The organism is Candidatus Venteria ishoeyi (assembly GCF_030378065.1).
Lineage (GTDB): Bacteria > Pseudomonadota > Gammaproteobacteria > Beggiatoales > Beggiatoaceae > Venteria > Venteria ishoeyi.
This window is the reverse complement of record NZ_JAUCGJ010000028.1, coordinates 36,497-60,024: the sequence shown is the minus strand read 5'-3', so window position 1 is coordinate 60,024 and position 23,528 is coordinate 36,497. Positions and strand designations below refer to the sequence as shown.

Below are 23,528 nucleotides of genomic sequence, written 5' to 3'. Positions count from 1 at the left end.
TTCTCCTTTTTAGCTGCTTGGCATTAGGCCGGGACAGGTATTTTTGTGGATATGAAAAATTACCTTAAGAAAAAAATGGAAAATGATTGTTGACTGAAATAGTCAGGATGTAGCGGGAATTGCTGATGAATTATCAACATAACATAAGAAATTCACCCCTGAAATTTGTGCTTAGAAAAATTTCTATGCAATTAGTAAGAAAATGGCTCGAATGCGCCAAATATAAATATGGTTCTAACACTATTGCAGATTTTGACTTTGATGAAATTGAAGTTGAGAATGATTTTATCAGACATTTATCCAATGCCATTGAGTCACTCATAAATTATAAATCAAGAGAAAAGAAATCGATTCCAGGTTGGTCATTTGGATACATCTGTGGACACGTACAAGGCGCATTAAACGTAACGTGGTCTAATCTGTATTTGCTTGAACCAAGCAAAGAGTTTGAAAATTTAATGAAGCTGAAAACAGTGATTGAACTTCTAAGGATTGATAATGATTTTTCACAAAAAATAGAAATAATATACAGCTATTTTATTACACATAGAAATAGGGGGATTATTGCAAAGGAAGCACTGCCGGATAATGTTATTTCTTTGATAGAAACGGGAAAGCTTAAAAATATAAACAAAGGGATAACAAGAAAAGAATTTGATGAATATTTTGAAAATTTATTCATGACTAACTATATGTCATTGCTGCAATCTTATGACTATATGTGCTGTCCTGATTTAACAGAATATCTGGATGAGAATGAAATGATAAATTTAGTTGGAAAAGTACATTTTTCTTGACTAATTTTGACAAGCTGGCGCTTACAAGTCAGAGTATTATCAAGCAACACTGGGTAAACAGGGCCATTTGTCGTTTTTAGGATACAAGGAAAACCAACCATGCGCATCAAAGACAAATACATCAGCCCGTTTACCGACTTTGGTTTTAAAAAATTATTCGGCTCCGAGCCGAATAAAGACATTCTGATTGATTTTCTTAACGAACTGCTGCAAAAAGACACTGGCAGAATTACCGACCTGACTTATCTTTCCCCGGAGCAACTGGGGCGGGACGCAGACAGCCGCAAAGCCATATTTGATATTTACTGCGAAAGTGAAAGTGGTGAGAAATTTATTGTTGAACTGCAAAAAGCCAAACAAAACTACTTCAAAGACCGCAGCATTTATTATTCGACCTTCCCGATTCAGCAACAAGCGGAAAAAGGCGACTGGAATTTTAAGCTTAATGCCGTGTACACCATCGGTATTCTGGATTTTGTGTTTGATGAGGATAAACACGACTCAGCAGTGTTTCACCATGAAGTACAGTTAATCGACAAAAAAACCAATAAGGTTTTTTACGATAAACTGACTTATGTTTATCTGGAAATGCCCAAGTTCAACAAAACTGAAAATGAACTGGAAACCCATTTTGACAAGTGGCTGTATGTGCTGAAAAATCTGGAAGATTTAAGCAGTCGTCCGGTGAAATTACAGGAGCGCATATTTGCCAAATTATTTGAGCAGGCAGCACTTGGCAACTATACGGAGGCAGAATATGCAGCTTATGAGGAAAGCCTGAAAATTTACCGTGACTTAAAAAATTCTATTGATACGGCCTTTGATGAAGGCAGGATGGAAGCGTTACAGCTTATCGCCGGAAAAATGAAACAAAAAGGCGATCCGGTATCCGCCATTATCGAATTAACGGGGCTAAGCCAATCACAAATAGACAAGCTATAGACTTTCAGGTAATTAATTTTTCCAGGGAGCCACGGATAACCCCCCTCCGAAGGGGTGTTATCCGTAAAAAATTCACCTGAGCCGGGAGCCAAAATATGAAAAAACTAATACTTTTATACCTGCTGTTATTCACCCCCTTGAGCGCCGCCAAGCAAATCGCGCTGGTCATCGGTAATGAAAATTATCCGCAAATCAGCCAGCGTAATTTATTCGGCCCGTTGCCCAATCCCCACGAAGATGCCAAAGACATGAAAGACCTGCTGGCATCTTATGGTTTTCAGGTTTATTTGCTCAAAGATGCTGGCAAAAGCCAGATGGAATATGCGGTAAACTGCCTGATCGGGCTGGAATCTAACCGCCGCAAATGTCCACCACGCTACCGCATTGCCGCCGGGGATACGGTATTGTTTTATTATTCCGGTCACGGTGCGCAGGTATGGGAAACCGGAGATTATTACAACTATCTCGCCGCCGCTAACCGCGCCTATGCCGACGGGGTGGATTTGCAGACCTACGGGCTTAACGCCCACTGGATACTGGGCAAGCTGGAAAACAGCCCGGCTAAGGTCAAGCTGATGTTTTTGGATGCCTGCCGCAACCGCATTGCCGAATCCGGCAAAAAAGGCATGGGTGCAGCGGGGTTTGCGCTGATGCAGCCTGACGGTGCGTTGGTGTCTTATGCCGCTGGCAGCAACCAGATTGCCTGGGGCAGACCACGCGAGCGCAACAGCCTGTATACCCGCTATTTGCTGCAAACCTTAAAACAACAGGCCAATCAGCCCATCAGCCGGGTGGTGAAACTGGTGCGCGATGCGGTATTTTTGCAGACACAAAAGGATAAACGCGCCGGTAAGCGGGTGGAAATCCAAAAACCTAAAAATGAAGATGATTTGATTGGGGATTATTGTATGGCGGGGTGTGGTGCGATTGCTCTGGTACAGGAAAAGCAGGAACAGCAATCAGCGCAGCCACAAGCAGTGCCGGAAACAACCCGTACACCTTCTCAAGCACAAGGGCAGCGTATTAAACATTATGTGGCTTATGCCAATGGCACGGCTGTGGATACAAAAACCGGGTTGATGTGGATGCGTTGTGTTGTGGGGCAGCGTTGGGATGGGGCGACTTGTCAGGGGGCAGAGAAAGCGATGGAGTGGAAAAAGGCAAAACAACAAACTGCCTCATTTGCCGAATATCAGGACTGGCGTATACCCACGATACAAGAGTTACGCAGCCTGGTGTATTGTAGCAATGGCAAGCTGGATTATTTTAATCAGGGTAAGCCAGGGCTGGAGGAATATATAGCGCAGGAGCGGCCAAATAACTTTGATTGGGGGTGTGCCGGATCACCTGAAACAGACCATGAAAACCCCACCATCGTACAAAGTGTATTTCCTAATACGCCATATGATGTCTGGTCAGGCTCGCCCTATGCCGCCGATTCGGACGGCGCCTGGTACGTGCACTTCAGCAATGGAAACGACGGCAACGACTACCGTGGCAGCAACCGGCACGTTCGCCTGGTGCGCGACGGACAGTGACCTTTGCTTTTTGCTGTTTTTCCTCTTCTCTCGTTCCCACGTTTCCATGTGGGAATGTAGATTTTAATGCTCCAGCGTCAAGATACACGACTTTGAAGGTTAAGCAATAAAACCCCATGAAATCAAGCATTCTATAGACCTGACAGGTTTTTAAAAACCTGTCAGGTCTTCGCTCCGGCAACGCCATTCGGAGCTAACCTTCAAAGTCGTGCAGGTAGGCATTGCCACGCTAGAGCCTGGTAACGAAAAGCCGGAAAACATTTATCTATCCCGGAGTGAATGGAACAATGAGTACGCAAAAAAAATTACTTTATACCCCTGCCATGTATCTGGAACTAGAGCGCAAAGCAAGCGAGCGCAGTGAGTTTGTCGGCGGTGAACTTTTTGCAATGGCAGGGGCAAGCCGCAGACACAATACGCTGACGAGCAATCTGGTGATTGAGTTGGGGGTACGCTTAAAAAACAGCGATTGCCAGGTTTATAGTAGTGATATGCGGGTAAAATTCAGTGAACAGGGTGATTTTGTTTATCCTGATGTTGTGCTTGCCTGCGAGCCACAACAATTTGATGATAAAAATCTGGATAATTTATGTAATCCCATGCTTATCATTGAGGTATTATCACCATCTACTGAATCTTATGATCGTGGCTATAAGTTCTCCATGTATCAACATTTGCCCAGTGTGCAGCATTATATTCTGGTGAGCCAGGATAGGTTACAGATTGAGTATTACCAACGTAAAACAGATAAGCAATGGTTATTGACGGTATTGAACAAGGCAGATGATTGCCTGCTGATTGAATCATTAAATATCAATATTGTTTTGCAGGACATTTATGCAAAAGTTGATCTGGATTAATGGCATGATGCCGGCGCGTGGGAACCAGAGAGGTCTAAACAACATGAAACCAGCCTACATCCTCAGTGTATTACTACTCAGCTTCAACGCCCAGGCCGCCGAGGTCTATCAAAACCTTTGCGCACCCGCCAACACTGATGAAATCCTGCATTTCCTTGATACCCGTGAATGCGCCGATGCCCAACTGCCGGAATATCAAGCTAAAGGCGTTGCCGCCAAACCTGTTTATTCACCCAAGGGTATTTTGGGTATTGCCAAGGATCGGGCAGTGGTGTTATTTGCTTTTGATTCCAGCGTTTTGCGACCCGATACCCAGCCTGTATTAAACAGTTGGGGGCAAGCCTTGCAACAGCGTCCAGATTTGAAACTGGCTTTAGTTGGGCATACTGATGCGCTGGGGACGGCGAGTTATAACCACAACTTATCATGGCAACGCGCACAGGCTGTGCTGGTTTTTTTACAACGCTATCACCATTTGCCTGCCCAGCGTTTTAAGGTGCAAGGTTTGGGTGAAAGCCAGCCTTTGTATGTTGGTTGTCAACAAGCTGAAGACAGTGCCTGCCAGCACAATAGACGGGTGGAGTTTGTCTTATTGGAATAATGCCTTTAAAATTTTCCTGATTTAACTCAAACACGCCAAAATCTTTTTCAGTTCCGCATCCTGTGCCAGCCACCAGCGTTGGCTCCAGAGCACGTATAAACGCCAGCCCCGCGCTTGCAGCAGTTGTTGCCGCCACACGGTTTGCATCCGGTTACTGCGGTGGTTAAACCAGTTGCCACCGTCACAGAGCAGACCCAGTTTATAATCACCCGCCGCATTTTTGACCGCTAAATCAATTTGCAGGCCACCGCTGCCTACGTGTTGTTCACAGACATAACCGTGTTGTTCCAGTTTCTGTTGCACATCTGCCAGCAGTTTTTGCGCTTCGCCGCCGGAAGCCTGCGCGGCGAGGCTGGTTTGCTGCTGACCCAGCAGGCTTAATAAATGCGTGGTTTGTTCTGTTTCCTGTTGCGCCACGCCCTGCGCGTAATGCAGATACAGTGATAAATAATGCGCGGGTTTTAACTCGCCGCTTAAGGCATAATTGCGTAATTCCGGCAGGGATTCCGGGGGCAGGCTGGAAATGACGGTGATGTGGGTTTTGGCGCGGGTAATCGCAACATTCAAGCGCCGCTCGCCACCTGCGCTGCCCAGCGGCCCAAAGCGGCGCTGTACGCGACCGCTGGCATCCGGGCCGAAGGTGGTGCTGAAAATCAAGGCATCGCGCTCGTCACCCTGCACGTTTTCCAGGTTTTTAATAAACAGGCTTTGATTATCCGCTGCTTTAAGCTGTTGCTGATAGTGTTTGGCAAAGTCGCGGTTATTCTGGCAACGCTGCGCCAGTTTGTCTTCGATTAAGTCCCGCTGCACCTGATTAAACGTGACCACGCCGACACTGTAATGTGCTTGCTGCCATAGCACTTGCAACTGATTCAAAACCGCTTCGGCTTCCTGTTCATTGCACCGCTGCTGATAGATACCGTCAATAAACTGGTATTCAATGGGTATCCGGTTTGATGCTTGATGCGCTGCCGGGGGAATTTCCAATAAATCATGATAAAATGCGCGGTTGCTGAACTGAATCAACGCCGGGTTCTGGCTGCGGTAATGCACCCGCAGACGGGTTTCCGGCAGAATGCCAATACTGGTTTGCAGCAGGTCTTCCTGCCAGCTTTGGGTGATTTCATCATCATCGCCATTGTCTTGATTTGCATCCTGACGGGAATTAAAAAATCCGGTGGGTGGCAGTTGCTTTTCATCGCCGCAGACCACTAGGCGCTTGCCACGATATAAGACCGGCACGGCCTGTTCCAGTGGGCATTGTGAGGCTTCGTCAAAAATCACTAAATCAAACAAACCCGCCTGCAAGGGAAAAATCTGCGCGGCGGTGTCGGGGTTGCTTAACCAGCAGGGGCGTAAATCCAATAAGCCTTCAGCCAAGCCTTCATGTACGGCTTCTCGCAGGCGCTTGGCCTGATTCTGGCGCGAACTGCGCAGTTGAAACAGGCGTTTCCAGGGGCGGTTGCGTAGCGGCAACTGGCGTTTTTGCCATTGCTGAAGCATTAACGGGCTTTCTTGTCGTTGTTTTTCATGCAGCGCATCTTGCAGTCGTTGCACCAAATCGGCGTGGGCTTCTGGCGTGAGATCACGCAGGCTGGGATTATCCTGTTCACACTGCAAACGCCAGACTTGTAACATGCTGCGGCGTAACAAAGCATCCCACCAGCGCCCGTAAAAAGCGCGTCCTGTTGCGCCATTTAAGTTTTCCGGTGGTTGTGGCAGGGCTTGTTTTTTATTGTCCGGGTTTTGTCTGCGTTGTTGTTCGTAGTCTTCCAGGGTTTCCAGCAGTGCACGTAATAATCCGCCGTGGCGTTTGCGATCTTTTTCCAGGCTCTGTAATGCGGGCATCTGGGCAAAGCCTTGTTCCAGGCTGTCCAGCCAGGGTTCCAGACTTTCACCAGCACGTACTTGTTGCTGCGGTAGTTGCAGGGCTTGCGGCTGTAACCAGTGCTGCAAGTCATCCAGCGCGTTTAATAGCGTTTTTGCCATAGGCAGGCGGCGGGTTGCCTGTTCCAGAGTTTGCTCAAAATCAGCCTGGGTATCACCCTGGCTTTGTTTTTCCAGTTGATCAAATAAAGGTTGCAGCCATTGTTGTTGCTGTTCCTGCTGATATAACCACTGCGCCTGCTCAAAAGCAATCAAGGTAGCACGTAAAAAAGCCTGTTGTGCCAGTGGGTTGCGCAAGGTACAACCGCGCCCTGGTACTAAAGTTTGACACAGGCACACCAGTTCTGCGTGCAGGCTGAGATTTTCCAGATAGCGATGCAGGTTTTGCACGGCTTGCAGTAAGCTGTCACCATTCTCCGCTTGCTGATGTAATTTTTGTAAAGTCCGCGTTGCAGTGTACCAACGGGGCAAAATAAAACGCCAGCGTTTTGCCTGATAAGATAAAAAATACCGGGTGTGTTGCAGGCATTTTGCCATGTCTGCGCTGGGGATGTATTTTGCCAGCGGATTGGCACTATTCAATAAATCACTGTCAATTGGATGCTGATCCAGTTGTTCCAGCAATGAGGCCGTGTTGGCGCAACGCTGTTGGTGTTGCAGCAGCAGCAAAGGCGTTGCACCGCGCAAAGCTGACCACCAGGCTTGCAGCGTTGGGTTGTGCGCCTGCTCTTTGCTGGCTTGTGGATTTTTTAAGATGCGCAGACTGGTATTGCGTAATTTTTCCAGAAAACCGGCAAAATAATCCAGATTATTGTCTTTAGTATTTTTCTCTCCCAGTGCTTGCGGGTTTTCCGGTAATAATACCACTGGCAGGCCGTCTTCCTGCAAATGCAAATGGCGGGCATTGAGGGTGCGCAGGCGTTGCAGTTGCGCGCGCACTTCGCTCTCGGGAATGGCTTTGCGTAAAGCTTTGCGTAGATGCCAGGGGTTTTCCAACGGCGTGGCCTGACCGAATAAATGCCCCAGTTTTAACAACTGCTCGCTGAGCACTTCTAATTCGTGGTTATTTACCTGCGCCAGTCGGGTTTGTAGACCCTGCAAAGGGCGTATGCCGGGAAATGTTGTTTCCAGTGCTGCAATTTCAGCCAGAATTTCTCTATAGGATAAGCCACTGTTTTCCTGTCTTTGCTGCACCGCACATGTATGTTTTTCCAGTTGGCTTTCCAGGCGCGTGATTTGCTGGGCCAATTGCAAACGGGGGCGTATATCCAACTCAGTGAGCGTGTCCGGCAAGCTGTCAATCTGTGCGCGCAGACTGCGAAATACGTTTAAACGCTCGCTGTCGGCATCCTGCACCTGCATACATAAATCTGCCAGCCCCGCTTGTTGCAGACGCTCCCGCACCACCTGCAATGCCGCTTGTTTCTGGCAAATCATTAACACGGTTTCGCGCCGTGCCAGGGCATCGGCGATAATATTAACAATGGTCTGGGATTTACCCGTGCCGGGTGGGCCGTGAATGACCAGTCCCGGTGCCTGTCTGGCCTTGGCAACCGCTTCCGTTTGTGAAAAATCAGCGGGATACACCAACCAGGAATCGGCTTCACTGATTTTTTGCTGATTGGGTGTTGCTAAGGCCTTGGGTTTATCGGTGAGCAAACGTAATAAGGGTAAGTCCTGGTTCTGAGCTTGAGTCTCATGGATTTGTTTTTCTAACACCTCTAAATCAGATAATAAGGCGGCATTGGGGGTATGAAAATAACCCAGGACTGCGGCGGGATGTAATTGCACTTGTTCCGGCAAGTTATCCAGCGCGGGAATCGGGCATAAATCCGCCTCAGCATCAAACCGGGGTGCATCGTGAAAACGCTGACAGAAGTCGGTCAAAAACTGCGCAATGGCTTCAGCATCGGGATTTAAGGGCAGTTCAGGAAAATCAATGCCCAACAAATGCCGCAACCGGTGCGCCAGTAAAGGGTTTAATCGTGCATTGCCCAGCGTGGCTGGGCGTTGCAGCGTTAAACGCCCCTGGTGTTGCAAGCTGGTTTGCAGTTGTACCGGAAACAGGAATATCGGCGCTAACAGGGCTTGTTTTTTTGGGGAAGCTGACTTGCTACCTGGGGCAGCAACATCTGCCACAGAAAAGAGAGGGTAGCCCAGCCACAGCGCGTGTACGCCAGTTTCCCGTTGCGCCAGCTCTGCCTGCCGATAAATTCGGTGATTAATTTGCGCGTAGAGTTTTTGATCCGGACAATTCCACTGCCAGCGACCCTTACCGGAAATAATGGTATCCAGTAAAGCTTGCCCCAGGCCGGTTTGCTGGGCTTCAAACTGTTGACAATCCAATAAACGGGCTTGTCCGGGTTTGCCACCCAGGCGCAGACGCAACAAAGGGCTGTAAAAACTCGCTGCATTCAGGCGTTGTTGTAGCTTATCTAACTTCACTAAAGTACAAGCCGCCGCAGCCAGGGATCATCTTCAGCTTCATCCCACAGGCGTTGAAAACGGCTGCCTAATTCCCTTGCAAGCTCGCCATCCTGAAAATTCGCGGAAAAGTTACGGCTATCCTGATACGGGCGATGGATGATACCGATATTATCCGCAATTAAAAAACTGTCCGGGTATCTTTGGGTGAGTTCTGCCGGACGGCGAAACTGGAAGCGACTACTTAAACGCTGGCCTAAGGTTAAAATGCTGTGACCGCGCTGCGCAACCTGGCGCGGCTCATAAATTAATACCCGGATACGACTGTGGCGACTGGACAAAGCCAGGGTTTCAAAGGCTTCAAAACACAGTTCATTATGGTATAAAAACGGCTCAAAATCATAACTGAGTATGTCCAGATAATGTTCCGTTTGCCCTATCATGTGCGCGGCAATTTGTGGTCCCTGGTCGGGATCATCGCACATAATCGGCAATGGGGTTTCGCCTAAATGATGTTCCTGTAATGTATCCATAGGGTTCATCCGGGTTAGGAACGGGAATTAAATAACGGCATGATCCAATTGCCGCAACCAGGCCAGTTTTTCTGCAATTTTAATTTCCAAACCTCTATCCACTGGAAAATAATAATGCTGCCCCTCTAAGGTCTCAGGAAAATAGTTTTCCCCAGCCGCATAGGCATGTGGCTCATCATGCGCATAACGATAGGCTTTGCCATAACCTAATTCTTTCATCAGCTTGGCAGGCGCGTTACGCAAATGCACGGGTACTGGCAAAGAGCCGGTTGCTGCCACTTGTTTTTTTGCCGCTTTAAATGCCAGATAAACGGCATTGCTTTTTGCCGCGCAAGCCAGGTATACCACTGCTTGCGCCAGGGCTAACTCACCTTCCGGGCTGCCCAGACGCTCCTGGGTTTCCCAGGCATTCACTGCCAGGGTCAAAGCACGGGGATCAGCATTGCCTATGTCTTCGCTGGCCATGCGCACGATGCGCCGAGCAATATAGAGCGGATCGCAACCACCATCCAGCATCCGCACCAGCCAATATAGCGCCGCATCAGGATCAGAGCCACGCACGGATTTATGCAGGGCGGAAATCTGATCATAAAAAATATCACCGCCCTTATCAAATTGTCGCATGACTGCTTCACCGAGGACTTCTTTTAATAAAGCCTCAGTAATTTTTTGCTGTTCCCCGGCCTGCGCCAAATCCGCCAGAATTTCCAGCAGGTTTAATACCCGGCGCGCATCACCATCTGCCATTGCTGCCAATTGCTGTTGTAAGTGTTCCGGCATTTCCAGATGATACGAACCAAGACCCCGTTCTTTATCAACCAGCGCGCGCTGGATAAGTTGCGCAATATCCGCTGTTTCCAGGGCTTTTAAGACATACACCCGCGCTCTGGAGAGTAGCGCATTATTGAGTTCAAAAGCAGGATTTTCCGTGGTTGCGCCAATAAAGGTAATAGTGCCATCTTCAATATGGGGTAAAAAAGCATCTTGCTGGGCTTTATTAAAACGGTGTACCTCATCGACAAATAAAATCGTGGCCTGTTCCGTGTTGTGTTTGGCCTTGTCTACCGCCAGACGAATATCTTTCACCCCGGATAATACGGCGGATAAACTCAGAAATTGCGCATGGGCATAATTGGCTACGATGCGCGCCAGGGTGGTTTTCCCCGTGCCGGGTGGCCCCCATAAAATCATGGAGTGTAGATGTCCGCCAGCAATTGCCTGATATAGCGGTTTATTGGGACTTAGCACATGTTGTTGCCCAACCATGTCCGCTAAGGACTGTGGGCGCATTCTTGCGGCAAGTGGTTGTAAACGCGTGCTGTTGTGCATAAAACGATGAGGTTTTAAGAAGTGGTTGACAGAAGATCGCAGTCAATGGGCGCAACCGTTAATGCACTGGCAATGCACTGGCAATGCACTGGATTTTTATCCAAATCAGCAAAGCCATTGCTAAATTCAGTTCTAATCTGTTTTATTTGCATCAGCCTGGTTATTGGGCATCGTCGCTTGTGCGGGGTTATTCGCTGTGGATGAGGCCTTACCTTTTTGGGGCTTGGCAGACTTATCCCAATCTTTTTTATGCACCAGATTGCCGTTGACTTCAGCACCCATTGCCATTTCAAACAGGTTGTAATACACATTGCCCGTGATGCATGCATTCAGTGCCAGCTCAATGTGTTCGCTGGCATAAACATCCCCCGTTACCTGACCATTTAAAATGACATTAGGTACATGAATTTCACCTTCAATGATACCTTGCTCGCTCAGGGTTAATACGGAGGTGCTGTCATCTCCAGCATAAACATTGCCCGTGATTTTGCCATCAACATGCAAACCACCGGAAAAATGTAAATCCCCATTTAATTGCGTTTCCTGCCCAATTAATGAATCAATTCGGGTCACGCGTTCTTCTTTTTTTCCCCACATTACGCATTATGCTCCTTATGTTGTGCCTAACATCAAACATTGATGCTGTATCAAGAAGGCGTAGTATATTGTGTTCTGTCCAACTTGCCTACTCAGCAATGGCCAATAAATAATACTTTTGCTCCACGCTGCTTGTCGCTTATTTGGGTTTTTGAATCAAGCGATCACCAAACGGGGTTTTCACCACTTTCATGCCTTTCGGGACATCTTCAGGCTTAATCTGCTTTTTAAAAGAGGCGGCTAAAGCGGGGGTCTGTTTTGACTGACCCCGGTTTGATGTCCTGTTTGCCTGTCGCGCCTGATTCTTATTCCGCGAAATGCGTGCCGGGGCTTTTGGAGCCGCAGGCGCGGCAGTGGGCTTGCCACGCAGAATTTCCATGCGCGCATAGTTTTTAGCAACATTACAGGTGACGCCTTGCGCCGGTTTATCTTTTTGGCAGGGTATGCCCTTAGGGTAAGCCAGTTGCAGGCGACGCTTACCCACTTTCAAAATGCGATAACCGGCATAACCGGGAATGTCTTTTTTATTGCCCTTACGCCAATCCACCCATAAGGGTTTTCTATCGGGTGCTTGTAGGTGAATGCGGTATAGGCTGCCAATGCGGTTAATACCCCGCAGGGAAAAATCCTTTTGCGGCGGTAATTTTTTAGGTGGCTTGGGTTTGCTTATTTTAGGTGGTGATTTTGCTGGCTTCTTAGGCTTATTTGGTTTTATTACAGGTACCGGTGCTTTACCACGATCCTTATTAAATAAGTTAAACTGCCCGGCCTCTTCTGCATGAGCTGGTAGCAGCAGACTGCAAATAAGCGTTAAAGCAATTATTTTTAAGGTTTTCCAGGGTGTTTTTATTTTCATATTTTGAGTTGGGGAACAATGAGGTTTTGTACATTTAACTTGGGCAAGATGGTATATTAGGAAGTTTAGCTCAGGAGCATGACAGCCTCCCAGGCTTCCTTTTCTGAAAATCAGCTTACTACATTTTCAAACCAGGTTTATCAATTATTTTCCTTGATGAACAAGAATTAATTTACTGAAGTTACACCAACCGGAGATCAACCAGTGTTATGCAGTGGCGATTTTTTAACCAATACGTCAATCCTTAAAAAGAAGCCACTGTGTAACATCAGTTAATTTATGTCTAAGCCAATCCGTCTTTTTGCGCTGGTGCTATGGCTGCAAATGACACTGACAGCCTGCCAGTTGCCCCCTTCCGAAACAAGCGATAACATTATCCGTTTTGGCTTGTCAGCCACACCCGTTACGCTGGATCCGCGTTTTGCCACAGACGCTGAATCTGCAAGGATTAACCGCTTATTATATCAGCGCCTGGTTGATTTTGATGCGGGTTTACGCCCGGTGCCAGCCCTGGCGCAATGGACGCAGCTCAGTCCCACACGTTATCGTTTTGTATTAAATGCAAAGCCAGGACATTTTCCTGACGGTCAACCGGTAACGGCAAAGGATGTCAAAGCCACTTATGACAGCATATTAGATCCAACAACGGCATCCCCCCACCGGGGGGCGTTGGATAATATTCAAGAAATTTCTGTATTCAGTTTACGAGAACTGGAATTCACAATAGAGAAACCCGATTTATTATTTCCCGCCCACCTGACACTGGGCATTTTACCCGCCAAAGGCATTGCCGAAGCAGCGCCATTTAATCGTCAGCCCCAGGGCAGTGGTGATTTTGAATTAATAAGCTGGCGCGAAGCGGAACCCTTAATATTACGCCGCCGTGCTGACCAACAGAAAATTATATTGGTGCCGGTGAAAGATCCTTTGGTGCGGGTGTTGAAATTATTACGCGGTGAACTGGATATTCTGCAAAATAACCTGCCTGCGGAAATGATACGCTGGTTGGGCAACAAAGAACACATCAGCATCAGCAAACGCCCCGGCAGTAACTTCACCTATATGGGTTTTAATCTGCAAGATGCGGCTACCGGGCAGTTGAAAATACGTCAGGCAGTTGCTCATGCACTGAATCGTGAAGAAATTATCCGTTATCTGATGGGCGATGCCGCGCGTTTAGCCGCCGCTTTATTACCGCCGACGCATTGGGCCGGACACCCTGACCTGGCGCAATATCCTTATAATCCCGACAAAGCCCGGGCCTTATTAAAACAAGCTGGTTTTGATAAAGCTCACCCACTGCGTTTACTGTATAAAACCTCCAGCAATCCTTTGAGCCTGCGCCGGGCAACCGTGATTCAACACCAATTAAAGCAAGTTGGCATTGAAGTTGATCTACGCAGTTATGACTGGGGTACGTTTTACAGTGATATTAAAAGCGGACGTTTTCAAATGTACAGTTTATCCTGGGTGGGTGTTAAAACGCCGGATATTTTTCGTTATGTATTTCATAGTGAATCAATACCCCCTAAAGGTGCAAACCGGGGACGTTATCAAAGCCCTCAAGCGGATCAATGGATAGAAAAGGCAGAACAGGCCGATGATCTGCCAAGCCAGGTGCTGGCTTATCAACAGTTACAAAAACAAATATGGCAGGACTTACCTTATGTACCCTTATGGTATGAAGATCAGGTATTAGTGACCCGCCCTTGTATTCAACATTATCAGCTACATCATGATGGCAATTATGATAGTTTGCGCAAGGTACAAAAAAATTGCAACAGGACATAGATGGCATGAACGATAAACGTTACGAAACACTACTGGATGAAGTGCTGCTACTGGCAAAACAAGCGGCTGAGGCTATTTTAGAGATTTATCAGCAAGAGGATATGGGCATTGAAAGCAAGGCCGATGACAGTCCTCTGACCTTAGCTGATAAGGCGGCGCACGAGATTTTATTTAATGGCTTGCGCGCGCTGGAGGACTGGCCCGTATTATCTGAAGAAGACAGTGATATTGATTTTGCGCAGCGCCAGCAATGGCAGCGTTACTGGCTGGTTGATCCCTTGGATGGCACCAAGGAATTTATTAAACGTAATGGTGAGTTTACCGTTAATATCGCTTTGATAGAAAATCATCAACCGGTGCTGGGCGTGGTTTATGTGCCGGTCACTCATCATTGTTATTTTGCCGCCACCGGAATCGGTGCCTATAAACAAGTTCCGGAAAGTCTGCCACACCCCATTCACGTTGCCCCTTATCGGCCCAAACAGGTGAGTCTGGCAGGCAGTCGCTCGCATGGTTCTGAGATGAATCAGCAGTTCATTCAATGCCTGGGTGAAAATACCCAGGTGCAAAGTATCGGCAGCTCCTTGAAAATGTGCCTGGTGGCTGAGGGTGAGGTGGATTTGTATCCGCGCTTTGGCCTGACTTCAGAATGGGATACCGCCGCTGCGCAATGTATTGTTGAACAAGCCGGAGGCCAATTAACCGATCTGGATTTAAAAAATCTGCGTTACAATACCAAGGAATCTTTGCTCAACCCCCATTTTATCGCTTTTTCTTCTTTGGAAAATCATTGGCTACAGTGTTTGCGGACGGTTATGGGGTAAGATAGTTTTATGAAAACGATACGAATATTTGTTTCCTCTCCCGGTGATGTCATTGAAGAACGCCAACTGACCCAGCAAATCCTCCAGCGTTTACAAAAAAAACTGGCAGGGCGTTTGGAATTACAGGGATTCTTCTGGGAAGATGAGCCGGTACTTGCTACGGAAACCTTTCAGACCCAGTTTCCCCGCGCCGCAGACAGTGATTTATTTATTTGTTTGTTGTGGTCACGTATCGGCACGCCCTTGCCTAAAGGTTCAGTATTTGAAGATGGCACGCCGATTTTACGTGATGATGGCAGTGAATATGAATCCGGTACGGTTGCGGAATTTGAAGATGCGCTGGATGCTTATGAAGCCAAAGGCAGTCCCGCAATTTTGATGTATTTCAAACGCAACAAGCTGGTGTTAAACCCGGAAGATAAACAATTTGCAGAAAAAACCCGGCAAATGGAGGGGGTACACGGCTTTTACCGTAAATGGTTTCAGGATGAAGAGGGGCGTTATCCTAGGGGACATAGTGAATTTCGCAGCCTGACGGAATTTGAAGAAAAACTGGAAACGCATTTATGTAAACTTTTGGTAGAAAAATTTCTGCCTGCTGATAGTCACAGCCGCAGACTTTGCCAAATTCAGTGGTCAGGCTCGCCCTTTCGTGGCCTGGAAGTTTTTGATGAAACCCACGCCCCGGTTTTTTTCGGGCGCAATCAATCCATTGATGAAGTTTACAATGCCTTGCGCGAACAAGCGGAAAATAGCTGTGCATTTGTGTTAATTTTGGGATTGAGTGGCAGCGGCAAATCTTCTTTGATGCGCGCTGGCATCCTGCCCTTATTGCGCAAACTGGCACTGCCCTGTGTACTGTTTCGCCCGTCTGATGCTGGAGATGATCTACTCACCAGCTTACAGTCTGTAGTCGAGGCTTTTACGGGGCAGATTGATGTTTCTAAGCCTGCATTGACGCACAATCATACGGGGCACACAGCAACGCTGCCGGTAGCGGTATTGCTGTTGGATCAATTTGAAGAATTTTTTACCCTGGAGCGGGTGACAGAAGCGGTTCGTCAGCAGTGTTTTGATTTAATTTCAGCCTGGGCGCGTAGTGGCAAGATTTGGGTAATGGGCACCATGCGCAGTGAGTTTCTGGCACAGGCCAGTGAATATTCAGTGTTGGCTGCATTGTTAGAGGGTAAGGGCCGCTATTTATTAATGCCGCCCAGCCCCAGCGAGATTCATCAGATTATTACCCGTCCGGCGCAGGCAGCAGGTTTGAGTTTTGAACACCTGCCGCAACAAGCGCCTTTAAATGAACGTATTTTTGATGAAATTGCCGACCAGGCTACCAGTCTCGCCTTGCTGGAATTTACTTTGCAGGCTTTATATCAACGACGTCATGACAACACCTTAACTAATGCCGCTTACCAGGAAATTGGCGGCGTTACCGGGGCATTGGCGCAACATGCCGATCATATCTACCAGCAGCTAAATGACACGGAACGCAAAGCCCTGCAAAAGTTGATGCGGGCGCTGGTTACGGTCAGTGATAATGAAACCATGCCGTTTACCGCGCGCCGTGCGCCACTGGAGACTTTAAGTCAGCAGGCAGAACAACAGGCGCTGGTGGAAAAGCTCATTGATGCGCGCTTATTAATCAGTGATAAAAACGATCAAGGACAGGCCGTTGTGCGCATTGTGCATGAAGCCCTGTTTCAGCACTGGCCGGTGTTAGAAAACTGGTTGAGCGAAGATCGGGAATGGCTGCGCATTCGCGCCTTTTTAGCTGATAATGCTTTGCGCTGGCAGCAGGAACAGCAATTATCAGACTTATTACTTCCTGATGGTAAACCTTTAATGGAAGCCAGTTATTTATTGGAACATTGGCGGGAAATTTTAGCCCCGCATGAGCTGGTGTATATCGAAGCTTCGCAGCAACGTGCGCAACGCCGACGTGATGCCAAAATGTTGCTGGCACAGCGTAAATTACGCAATACCCGGCGTTGGGTCAGTGGTTTTGCCATACTCAATATTATTATGCTTGGCCTTGGCGTTTATGCCTGGCAAAAAGCCGATGAAGCCGAGCATCAGGCAGACGTGGCGCAGCAGGCGCAGGAAAATACCCGCAAACAAGTTATCCGTACCCAGAAAACCCAATCACTGTTTTTAGCCCATCTTGCCACGCGCCAGAATGAGCGTCAGCAATTTACGAATGCGGCCTTATTAGCACTAGAGGCTCTGCCGGATGCAGCACACCCGGAACGCCCTGAAATCAGTCAGGCAACTGAGCAACTCTATCAGGCGGTGGTTAATCTGCGGGAGCGTAAAATTTTACAAGGTCATCGAAGCGAAATCAGTCAGATTCGCTTCAGTCCCGATGGAAAGCAGTTGTTGACGGCTTCTTCGGATAAAAGCATACGCCTTTGGTCATTGGGGTCTCTGGCTGAAAATGCTGCTGAACCTGTGGTTTTTGCATCACATGCAGCCCCTGTAACGGCTTTGGCTTTCAGCCCGGATGGTGCGCATATTGCCAGTGCTGCCAGTGATGGTATTGTACGTATCTGGAATGTGCAGGGAGAAATGTTAGCTGAACTCAGTGGGCATCAAACCCCCATCAATAGCCTGGTTTTCAGCCCTGATAGTTTATGGTTGTTAAGCGCAGCAGGTGCTTTAGACAGCAGCCCGGATAACTCGATGCGACTGTGGGAAGTCAGCACCGGAAAACTGCGTTTTACCTTGCAAGGGCATCAGGCCAGCGTAACCCAGGCACATTTCAGCCCCGATGCTCAACAAATTCTAAGTGCCTCCCAGGATGGCAGTGCGCGTTTATGGTCGGTGGCAACGGGGCAGGAATTGCAACGCCTGGAGGGCCACCAAGGCGCTGTATTACAAGCCCGTCTTAGTCTCGATGGTCGCTATATCATTACTGCGTCAGAAGATAAAACTGCAAAAATATGGGATCAAAATGGTCAAATGCTATTTACGCTGGCAGGGCATGAAGGCCCGGTGCTGGATGCACAATTCAGCCCTGACCAACAATCCATTGCACTGGTTGCAACCATCTCGCTGGATGGTTCCGCGCGTTTATGGGAATTGGATAAGGGTACGCAACAAAGCCTGCTCCAGTATCCCGGATTTTCCGGTGAACTGTATGCGTTGGCTTTCAGCCCGGATGGACAAATGCTGGCAACGGCGGGTAATGATGGTTTGGCCTGGTTGTGGGACAGCGCGACAGGCAAACACCTGGCAACCTTAGCCGGACATGAAGATCGCATACAGCATCTACAGTTCAGCCCTGATGGCAGGCAAATTGCCACTGCCGGGGGGCGCATGTGGGATTCCAAAGATAACACAGCGCGACTGTGGCAAGTCTATGACAGTCATCTCAATATGCGTTTCAGTCGTCATCAGGATAGCGTTAATAGTATTGCTTTTAGTCCTGATGGACACTTTATCGCCAGCGCCTCAGGCGATCCGTGGAATCCCAAAGAAACCAGCCTGCGCCTCTGGCAGCGGGACAATGGACAACAGCTTTTTGCCGATGACAGGCTGTCATCGCCCATCATCGACTTACATTTTCGCGCAGATGGTAAACAACTGCTGAGCCGGGATCACGCAGGCCAGGTACAATTATGGCAATGGCAGGCCGCGCAACAAAAATTAAGCTTGCAATACACGTTGAACCCCACCTCGGAATCCGGTTTCAGTAAAGTTTTGCAAGCGGCTTATACGGCTGATGGGCAATGGCTGATAACGGCACGAGCTGATGGCACGGCGCAGTTATGGGACAGCCACAAGGCGCAAGTCCTTGCCGAAGTGGAAAGCTTTACCGGTGCGATAGAGCAGGCCATCATCAGCCCTGATAAGCACTTTTTACTGACCCGTAGCGCAGAAGGGCCTGGTGCTATTTTATGGGCGATTGAAAACCAGGAGGGTGCGCTGGAAATTAATGAAATCACCACTCTGGGTGAAGAATTAAAAGGTGCGCAGCAACTGTTATTCAGCCCCGACAGCCAATACGCACTGACGCTACATGCCGAGCATAAAATACGCTTATGGTCTACGGCAAATGCAAGTCTGTCTGTGATCTTAAGCGGACATGAAGACAAGATTAATGCGCTTGCCTTTTCCCCGGATGGCAAACGTTTATTCAGCATCTCAGGAAATGATGGTTTATTTGCAGAGTCTTTGGATAATAGCGTGCGAATCTGGCAATTGCCCGAAAACGCAGCATCCCAGGCTGAAGTTTTACCCGCACTACCGGCTTTAACAGCGGATAATGCACTGTTAAAACTTGCGCTCAGTCCAGATGGGCAACACTTACTGATACTAGCAGCAAACAGACAAATCAGCTTATATGACAGCACGACCATGCAACTCATTAATGCCTTCAAGCCACACAGTGAAGAAGTCACTGAAGTCATGTTCAGCCCGGATGGAAAACAGATACTGAGCAGCTCAGCCGATCACAGCGCACAACTTTGGCCGGTTTTTGATAATACGGCAGAGGTCATTGCTTATGCAAAAAACACCCTGGCCCGTAAGCTAAGCCCTACTCAACGCAAACAATTTTTCCTGGAGGAATAAGGAATGAATACAGCCGCTCTTGCTTTTCAAGATCATGATTATGGCATCACCACCATTGATGCCGCTTATGTGCGTCCAGGCCTTGCTGCGATTCATTTGCTGCGGGAAAATAATCATGCCATGTTAATTGATACCGGTACCAGCTATTCCGTCCCCGGTATTCTGGATGTGCTGAAAACTAAAAACCTGTCACCACAACAAGTTGAATACATTGTGGTCACGCATGTACACCTGGATCATGCAGGCGGTGCCGGTGCCTTGATGCAGGTTTGCCCTCAGGCCAAACTGATTGTACATCCGCGTGGTGCGCAGCATATGATAGATCCCGCTCGTCTGATAATAGGCACGCAAGCTGTCTATGGGGAAAAGAAATTTCAGCGTTTATACGGCGACATTCCCAAAATTCCTGAAGCGCGCGTTATTCAGGCCGATGATACCTATGAATTGGATTTTCATGGACGGGAATTACTCTTTCTGGATACCCCTGGTCATGCGCTACATCATTTTTGTATTTTTGATCACAGCAGTCAGAGCTTGTTTACCGGCGATACCTTTGGTTTATCCTATCGGGGCTTTGATCAAAATACAAACAACAAACAAGGGGCCTTTGTATTTCCTGCAACCACGCCGATACAATTTGACCCTGGTGCGCTGCATGCTTCGATTAATCGTTTGCTGTCTTATCCGGCCAAAAAAGCCTACCTAACCCATTATGGCGAAGTCACTGAACTGCCACGTCTGGCGAAAAATCTGCATCAATTAATTGATGAATTTGTACGCATCACCGGAGAGATTGCTCTCGCCCATGCACAGGATAAACAGCAACGCCATACGTTGTTGGTACAGGCATTAAGCGACTATTTAATCACGCGACTGCAAGCCCACGGCTGCCAGCAAAGCAAACAACAAATCCAGAACCAACTGGCAATGGATATTGAGTTAAATGCGCAGGGTCTGGAAAACTGGTGGGATAAAACCCAGGCGATGCATCATTAAACTGTGCCGGATGCGTGGATTGATAGCAAAAAAAACAAATCGATAGATGGTGAAGTTGGTATCGTTGGCTATGAAATCCCCTTTAAGGAGTGAGGATAAAATAAATACAGAAACTGGGTGCAGGATTTTTATTCATTTTCAAGGCGTGAAAACAGGCGCATAGCAAGCTATGTAACTGTTTTCGGAACGCAGAAAATGGAGAAAAAAACCAGCCAGGTTGCTGAAGTTATAAAATTCTCGCTCCTTATCGGCATTTTGCCTACCTATTGCCTAATGACTGCCGTAATCCACCAGCTCAAACTCAATATCCGTTATGCCCGGAATATACGTTAACTCCGCCCACAACTTGCTGCCATCGACATCTACACAGTTTAAGCGCAAACGACTTTGTGAACCGTAAGGAAAAGCAGCACAATCCCCACCTGCTGTCGTATTCAGTGCTTGCAGACTGCTGGCATCCACCGCGAAAAGCAGATCCGTTGCATTAACCATATTCATACCTACACTGTACAGTGTACCGCTCACATCCACACAGGGTAAATTAAGCTGGGGTGTGGTTGTGGCATTGAAAACGGCACATTGGGAACTGTCGGTGCCGCCATCTGTGCGCACCAAACGGGTATAATTGAAAACTCGTTGGGCATCACCCTGTGGGCCGTGGCTTTGGGGATAATCAGCCGCATCACCAGTTTTTGGGTCACTGCGCTGCGCACCTGCGCCGTGAACATCTATCCAGGTACTGCCACTGTTCATGGAACCGATGGCACGCCCAAAACTGATATATGCGGCATTTGCGCCAGGTACCGGGCCACTATTAATATGGGTGGTGCTACTCCAGTAATAAGCATAGTCGCTCTGTCCCGCTTCATTGCTAATCGCGCTGGCGTTGAACAACGGGTCAATGGCGGCGGAGCCTGTGGTGTCCGGCGAACGGGTATAATCTACCAGACTTTGCAGCTCTTTGATGTTGGGCAAGCGCCAGTCGCTATAACCTAAATAGGCAGCAGCATTTTGCTGCGTCACCCAAGCCAGCGCATCTTCCCAGCTTAATCCACTGCCGTTATCATTTTGCGCCCACATCAAACCACTGGCCTTGTCGCTGATGGTTGCATCACCATTGTCGGTAAAACTATTTTGACCATAAGCACTGTTGCCACGGACACATTGAACATAAAAAGTTTTATCTTGACCGTGAAGTGCTATGCCATAACCTTTGATACGCCCATCGGCAAAATTTACTCCAAACATCGTTGTATCACCATTCATGGTGGTGCTGACGTACTGGGTGGAAGATGCATATTGGGCATCAATGATACGTTCATCAGCAGCCGTATCGCCATAGCCAAAGGTGAAATACTGAGTGTCGATGAAAGGAATCAGGCCGCTGGTATCGGTACCGCTGTAACTGCTGACATCTTGACCATCAAAATCAATCAACGAATACATTTGCTTGATGTCAGGCAGCCACCAGTCGCTATGCCCACCCTGATTCAGACTTTCGCAATAACTTTGTGCGTTACCAAGGCTCAGTTTGTCGCTGCTGTTGATAACACCATCGCCATTTATGTCTGTTGTCTGCTGCCACATCAAACCGCTGATATTATCACTGACAGTGCCATCACCGTTATTAGTGTAACTCAAGGCATTCCCCTGATACTGCGCATCCTGACCATAAAAAGCGGCACCTGAAACGGGGCAGGTAGTGGCGCTGCCATTGGCATCATAACAGTAAGTCTGCCCCGTATCCGGCAGACTGCCGCCGGTAGTGCCTATCATCGTGCCAATATCATCAGGTACCGCAGTGGCAGTAACACCAGCACTCGAAGCGGGGTTTGGGGTGCAAAATAATACCGTGTCCGCCATAGTACAGAAACCGCTTTCTGTGCCGTTGGGTGTGACAAAACTGCAACTGTCTCCAGTGTCTAATCCACTGCACCCATCAATCGTTGGTTGCGGTGGTGTTTGAGCGAAAATAGCGCTGTACATAGAAATGGTGAATATCAGCGTGATGACTGCGTTTAAAGGTTTGTATCGAAGTTTCATTTTATACTCCTTTGATTTATTCAGTCTTATCAGGGCTTTCCTTTAATTAAAGGGCTGTAAAGCCTCTTTAATAGACATCTGTATATAAGGCATGTACTGTGCCATTTTATATTTTTATTAAAATTCAGTTACTTATTGATTTTAACTGGGGTTTTATATGGGACAACTATCAGCCCCGTGAAATATAAGCCCCATTATCCGTATTGATTTTAATGCGCTCGCCGGGATTAAGATATTCCGGTACCTGCACCACCAAACCGGTGCTGAGGGTGGCAGGTTTGCTGCGTGCAGAAGCGGAAGCGCCTTTGATACCCGGTGCGCTGTCAACAATTTCCAGGGTAACGGTACCGGGCAGTTCGATACCTAAAACCTGCTCATTGCTGATAAATGCCTGCATCCCTTCCAGCCCTTCGCTGACATAAGTAAGCTCTTCTTCTATCAGGTTTTTGGAGACAATGAACTGCTCATAGGTTTCGCTGTCCATAAAGGTGCAACCGTCACTGTCCTGATATAACAATTGTACCGGCCTGCGCACAAATTCCACGGTTTCCACCTGTTCATCGCCTTTAAAGCTGCGCTCAAACTTCTGCCGGGTGACAATATTCTTACCTTTGACCTTATATAAGGTACTGCCACTGCGCGAAGAAGGCGATTGCACTTGCACCTGCTTAATCATGATGGGCTGATTGTCGATTTGCAGTACGCTGCCTTTTTTGATTTCATTGGCTTTCATGAAATTTCCTATGTGATAATCTGGGTTTGATGAATGACGGAAGTTACGCAGATATAATTTTGTACGGGTTATTTGATCTCACGCAACGATTATTTCCTTAGCTCAAAGAAGCGACTGCGTAATATCGGTTGATTATAAATTTTTCTTATTGATACGGCAAACGCACATACGCTTTGTTTGATGAGGATGCAATAAATGC

The 23,528-nt window shown here is 47.8% G+C and carries 16 protein-coding genes; 9 read left to right on the top strand and 7 right to left on the bottom strand.

The features are described from left to right. The first annotated feature begins 125 nt into the window (after positions 1-125). The 5 genes from QUF61_RS10910 (at position 126) to QUF61_RS10890 (ending at position 4,738) form a co-directional block, all read left to right on the top strand. Positions 126-797: a hypothetical protein gene (locus tag QUF61_RS10910; RefSeq protein WP_289681684.1), complete on the top strand. Its 672-nt coding sequence runs from the start codon at positions 126-128 to the stop codon at positions 795-797. A gap of 99 nt (positions 798-896) precedes the next feature. Then, the gene (locus QUF61_RS10905; protein WP_289681683.1) at positions 897-1,739 is read left to right on the top strand and encodes an Rpn family recombination-promoting nuclease/putative transposase; all 843 of its coding nucleotides are present in this window, start codon (positions 897-899) and stop codon (positions 1,737-1,739) included. 95 nt (positions 1,740-1,834) lie between these two features. Beyond that, positions 1,835-3,277, top strand: a complete 1,443-nt coding sequence (locus QUF61_RS10900) for a caspase family protein (protein ID WP_289681682.1) — start codon at positions 1,835-1,837, stop codon at positions 3,275-3,277. A 287-nt stretch (positions 3,278-3,564) separates the two neighbouring features. Further along, complete coding sequence (locus QUF61_RS10895) at positions 3,565-4,137, top strand: Uma2 family endonuclease (RefSeq protein WP_289681680.1); 573 nt, start codon at positions 3,565-3,567, stop codon at positions 4,135-4,137. Between the two features lie 43 nt (positions 4,138-4,180). Further along, complete coding sequence (locus QUF61_RS10890; protein WP_289681679.1) at positions 4,181-4,738, top strand: OmpA family protein; 558 nt, start codon at positions 4,181-4,183, stop codon at positions 4,736-4,738. 21 nt (positions 4,739-4,759) lie between these two features. Here QUF61_RS10890 and QUF61_RS10885 read toward each other — a convergent pair whose 3' ends face one another. From QUF61_RS10885 to QUF61_RS10865, 5 genes are all read right to left on the bottom strand, one after another. Then, positions 4,760-9,070, bottom strand: a complete 4,311-nt coding sequence (locus QUF61_RS10885; protein ID WP_289681678.1) for an AAA domain-containing protein — start codon at positions 9,068-9,070, stop codon at positions 4,760-4,762. Further along, on the bottom strand, positions 9,070-9,582 hold the full coding sequence (locus QUF61_RS10880) for a DUF7931 domain-containing protein (RefSeq protein WP_103920974.1): 513 nt from the start codon (positions 9,580-9,582) through the stop codon (positions 9,070-9,072). The genes QUF61_RS10885 and QUF61_RS10880 overlap by 1 nt, the downstream gene beginning before the upstream one ends. Before the next feature lie 27 nt (positions 9,583-9,609). Then, on the bottom strand, positions 9,610-10,911 hold the full coding sequence (locus QUF61_RS10875; RefSeq protein WP_289681677.1) for a replication-associated recombination protein A: 1,302 nt from the start codon (positions 10,909-10,911) through the stop codon (positions 9,610-9,612). Positions 10,912-11,043: 132 nt separating this feature from the next. Then, on the bottom strand, positions 11,044-11,508 hold the full coding sequence (locus QUF61_RS10870; RefSeq protein ID WP_289681676.1) for a bactofilin family protein: 465 nt from the start codon (positions 11,506-11,508) through the stop codon (positions 11,044-11,046). A 139-nt stretch (positions 11,509-11,647) separates the two neighbouring features. Next, complete coding sequence (locus QUF61_RS10865; RefSeq protein WP_289681675.1) at positions 11,648-12,364, bottom strand: hypothetical protein; 717 nt, start codon at positions 12,362-12,364, stop codon at positions 11,648-11,650. A 279-nt stretch (positions 12,365-12,643) separates the two neighbouring features. Here QUF61_RS10865 and QUF61_RS10860 point away from each other — a divergent pair, with 279 nt between their 5' ends. Genes QUF61_RS10860 through QUF61_RS10845 form a run of 4 tightly spaced genes read left to right on the top strand, consistent with a single transcriptional unit; the run spans position 12,644 to position 20,553 of the window. Continuing rightward, entirely contained in the window at positions 12,644-14,155 is a 1,512-nt protein-coding gene (locus tag QUF61_RS10860; protein ID WP_289681674.1) for an ABC transporter substrate-binding protein, read from the top strand. Positions 14,156-14,160: 5 nt separating this feature from the next. Further along, on the top strand, positions 14,161-14,979 hold the full coding sequence (cysQ, locus tag QUF61_RS10855; protein ID WP_289681673.1) for a 3'(2'),5'-bisphosphate nucleotidase CysQ: 819 nt from the start codon (positions 14,161-14,163) through the stop codon (positions 14,977-14,979). A gap of 9 nt (positions 14,980-14,988) precedes the next feature. Continuing rightward, the gene (locus tag QUF61_RS10850; RefSeq protein ID WP_289681672.1) at positions 14,989-19,557 is read left to right on the top strand and encodes an nSTAND1 domain-containing NTPase; all 4,569 of its coding nucleotides are present in this window, start codon (positions 14,989-14,991) and stop codon (positions 19,555-19,557) included. A gap of 3 nt (positions 19,558-19,560) precedes the next feature. Then, positions 19,561-20,553, top strand: a complete 993-nt coding sequence (locus tag QUF61_RS10845; RefSeq protein ID WP_289681670.1) for an MBL fold metallo-hydrolase — start codon at positions 19,561-19,563, stop codon at positions 20,551-20,553. Positions 20,554-20,823: 270 nt separating this feature from the next. Here QUF61_RS10845 and QUF61_RS10840 read toward each other — a convergent pair whose 3' ends face one another. Both QUF61_RS10840 and efpL read right to left on the bottom strand, forming a co-directional pair. Beyond that, positions 20,824-22,596, bottom strand: coding sequence for an Lcl C-terminal domain-containing protein (locus QUF61_RS10840; RefSeq protein ID WP_289681669.1), 1,773 nt, complete (start codon positions 22,594-22,596; stop codon positions 20,824-20,826). 169 nt (positions 22,597-22,765) lie between these two features. Beyond that, positions 22,766-23,329, bottom strand: coding sequence for an elongation factor P-like protein EfpL (gene efpL / locus QUF61_RS10835; RefSeq protein WP_289681668.1), 564 nt, complete (start codon positions 23,327-23,329; stop codon positions 22,766-22,768). Between the last annotated feature and the right edge of the window lie 199 nt (positions 23,330-23,528).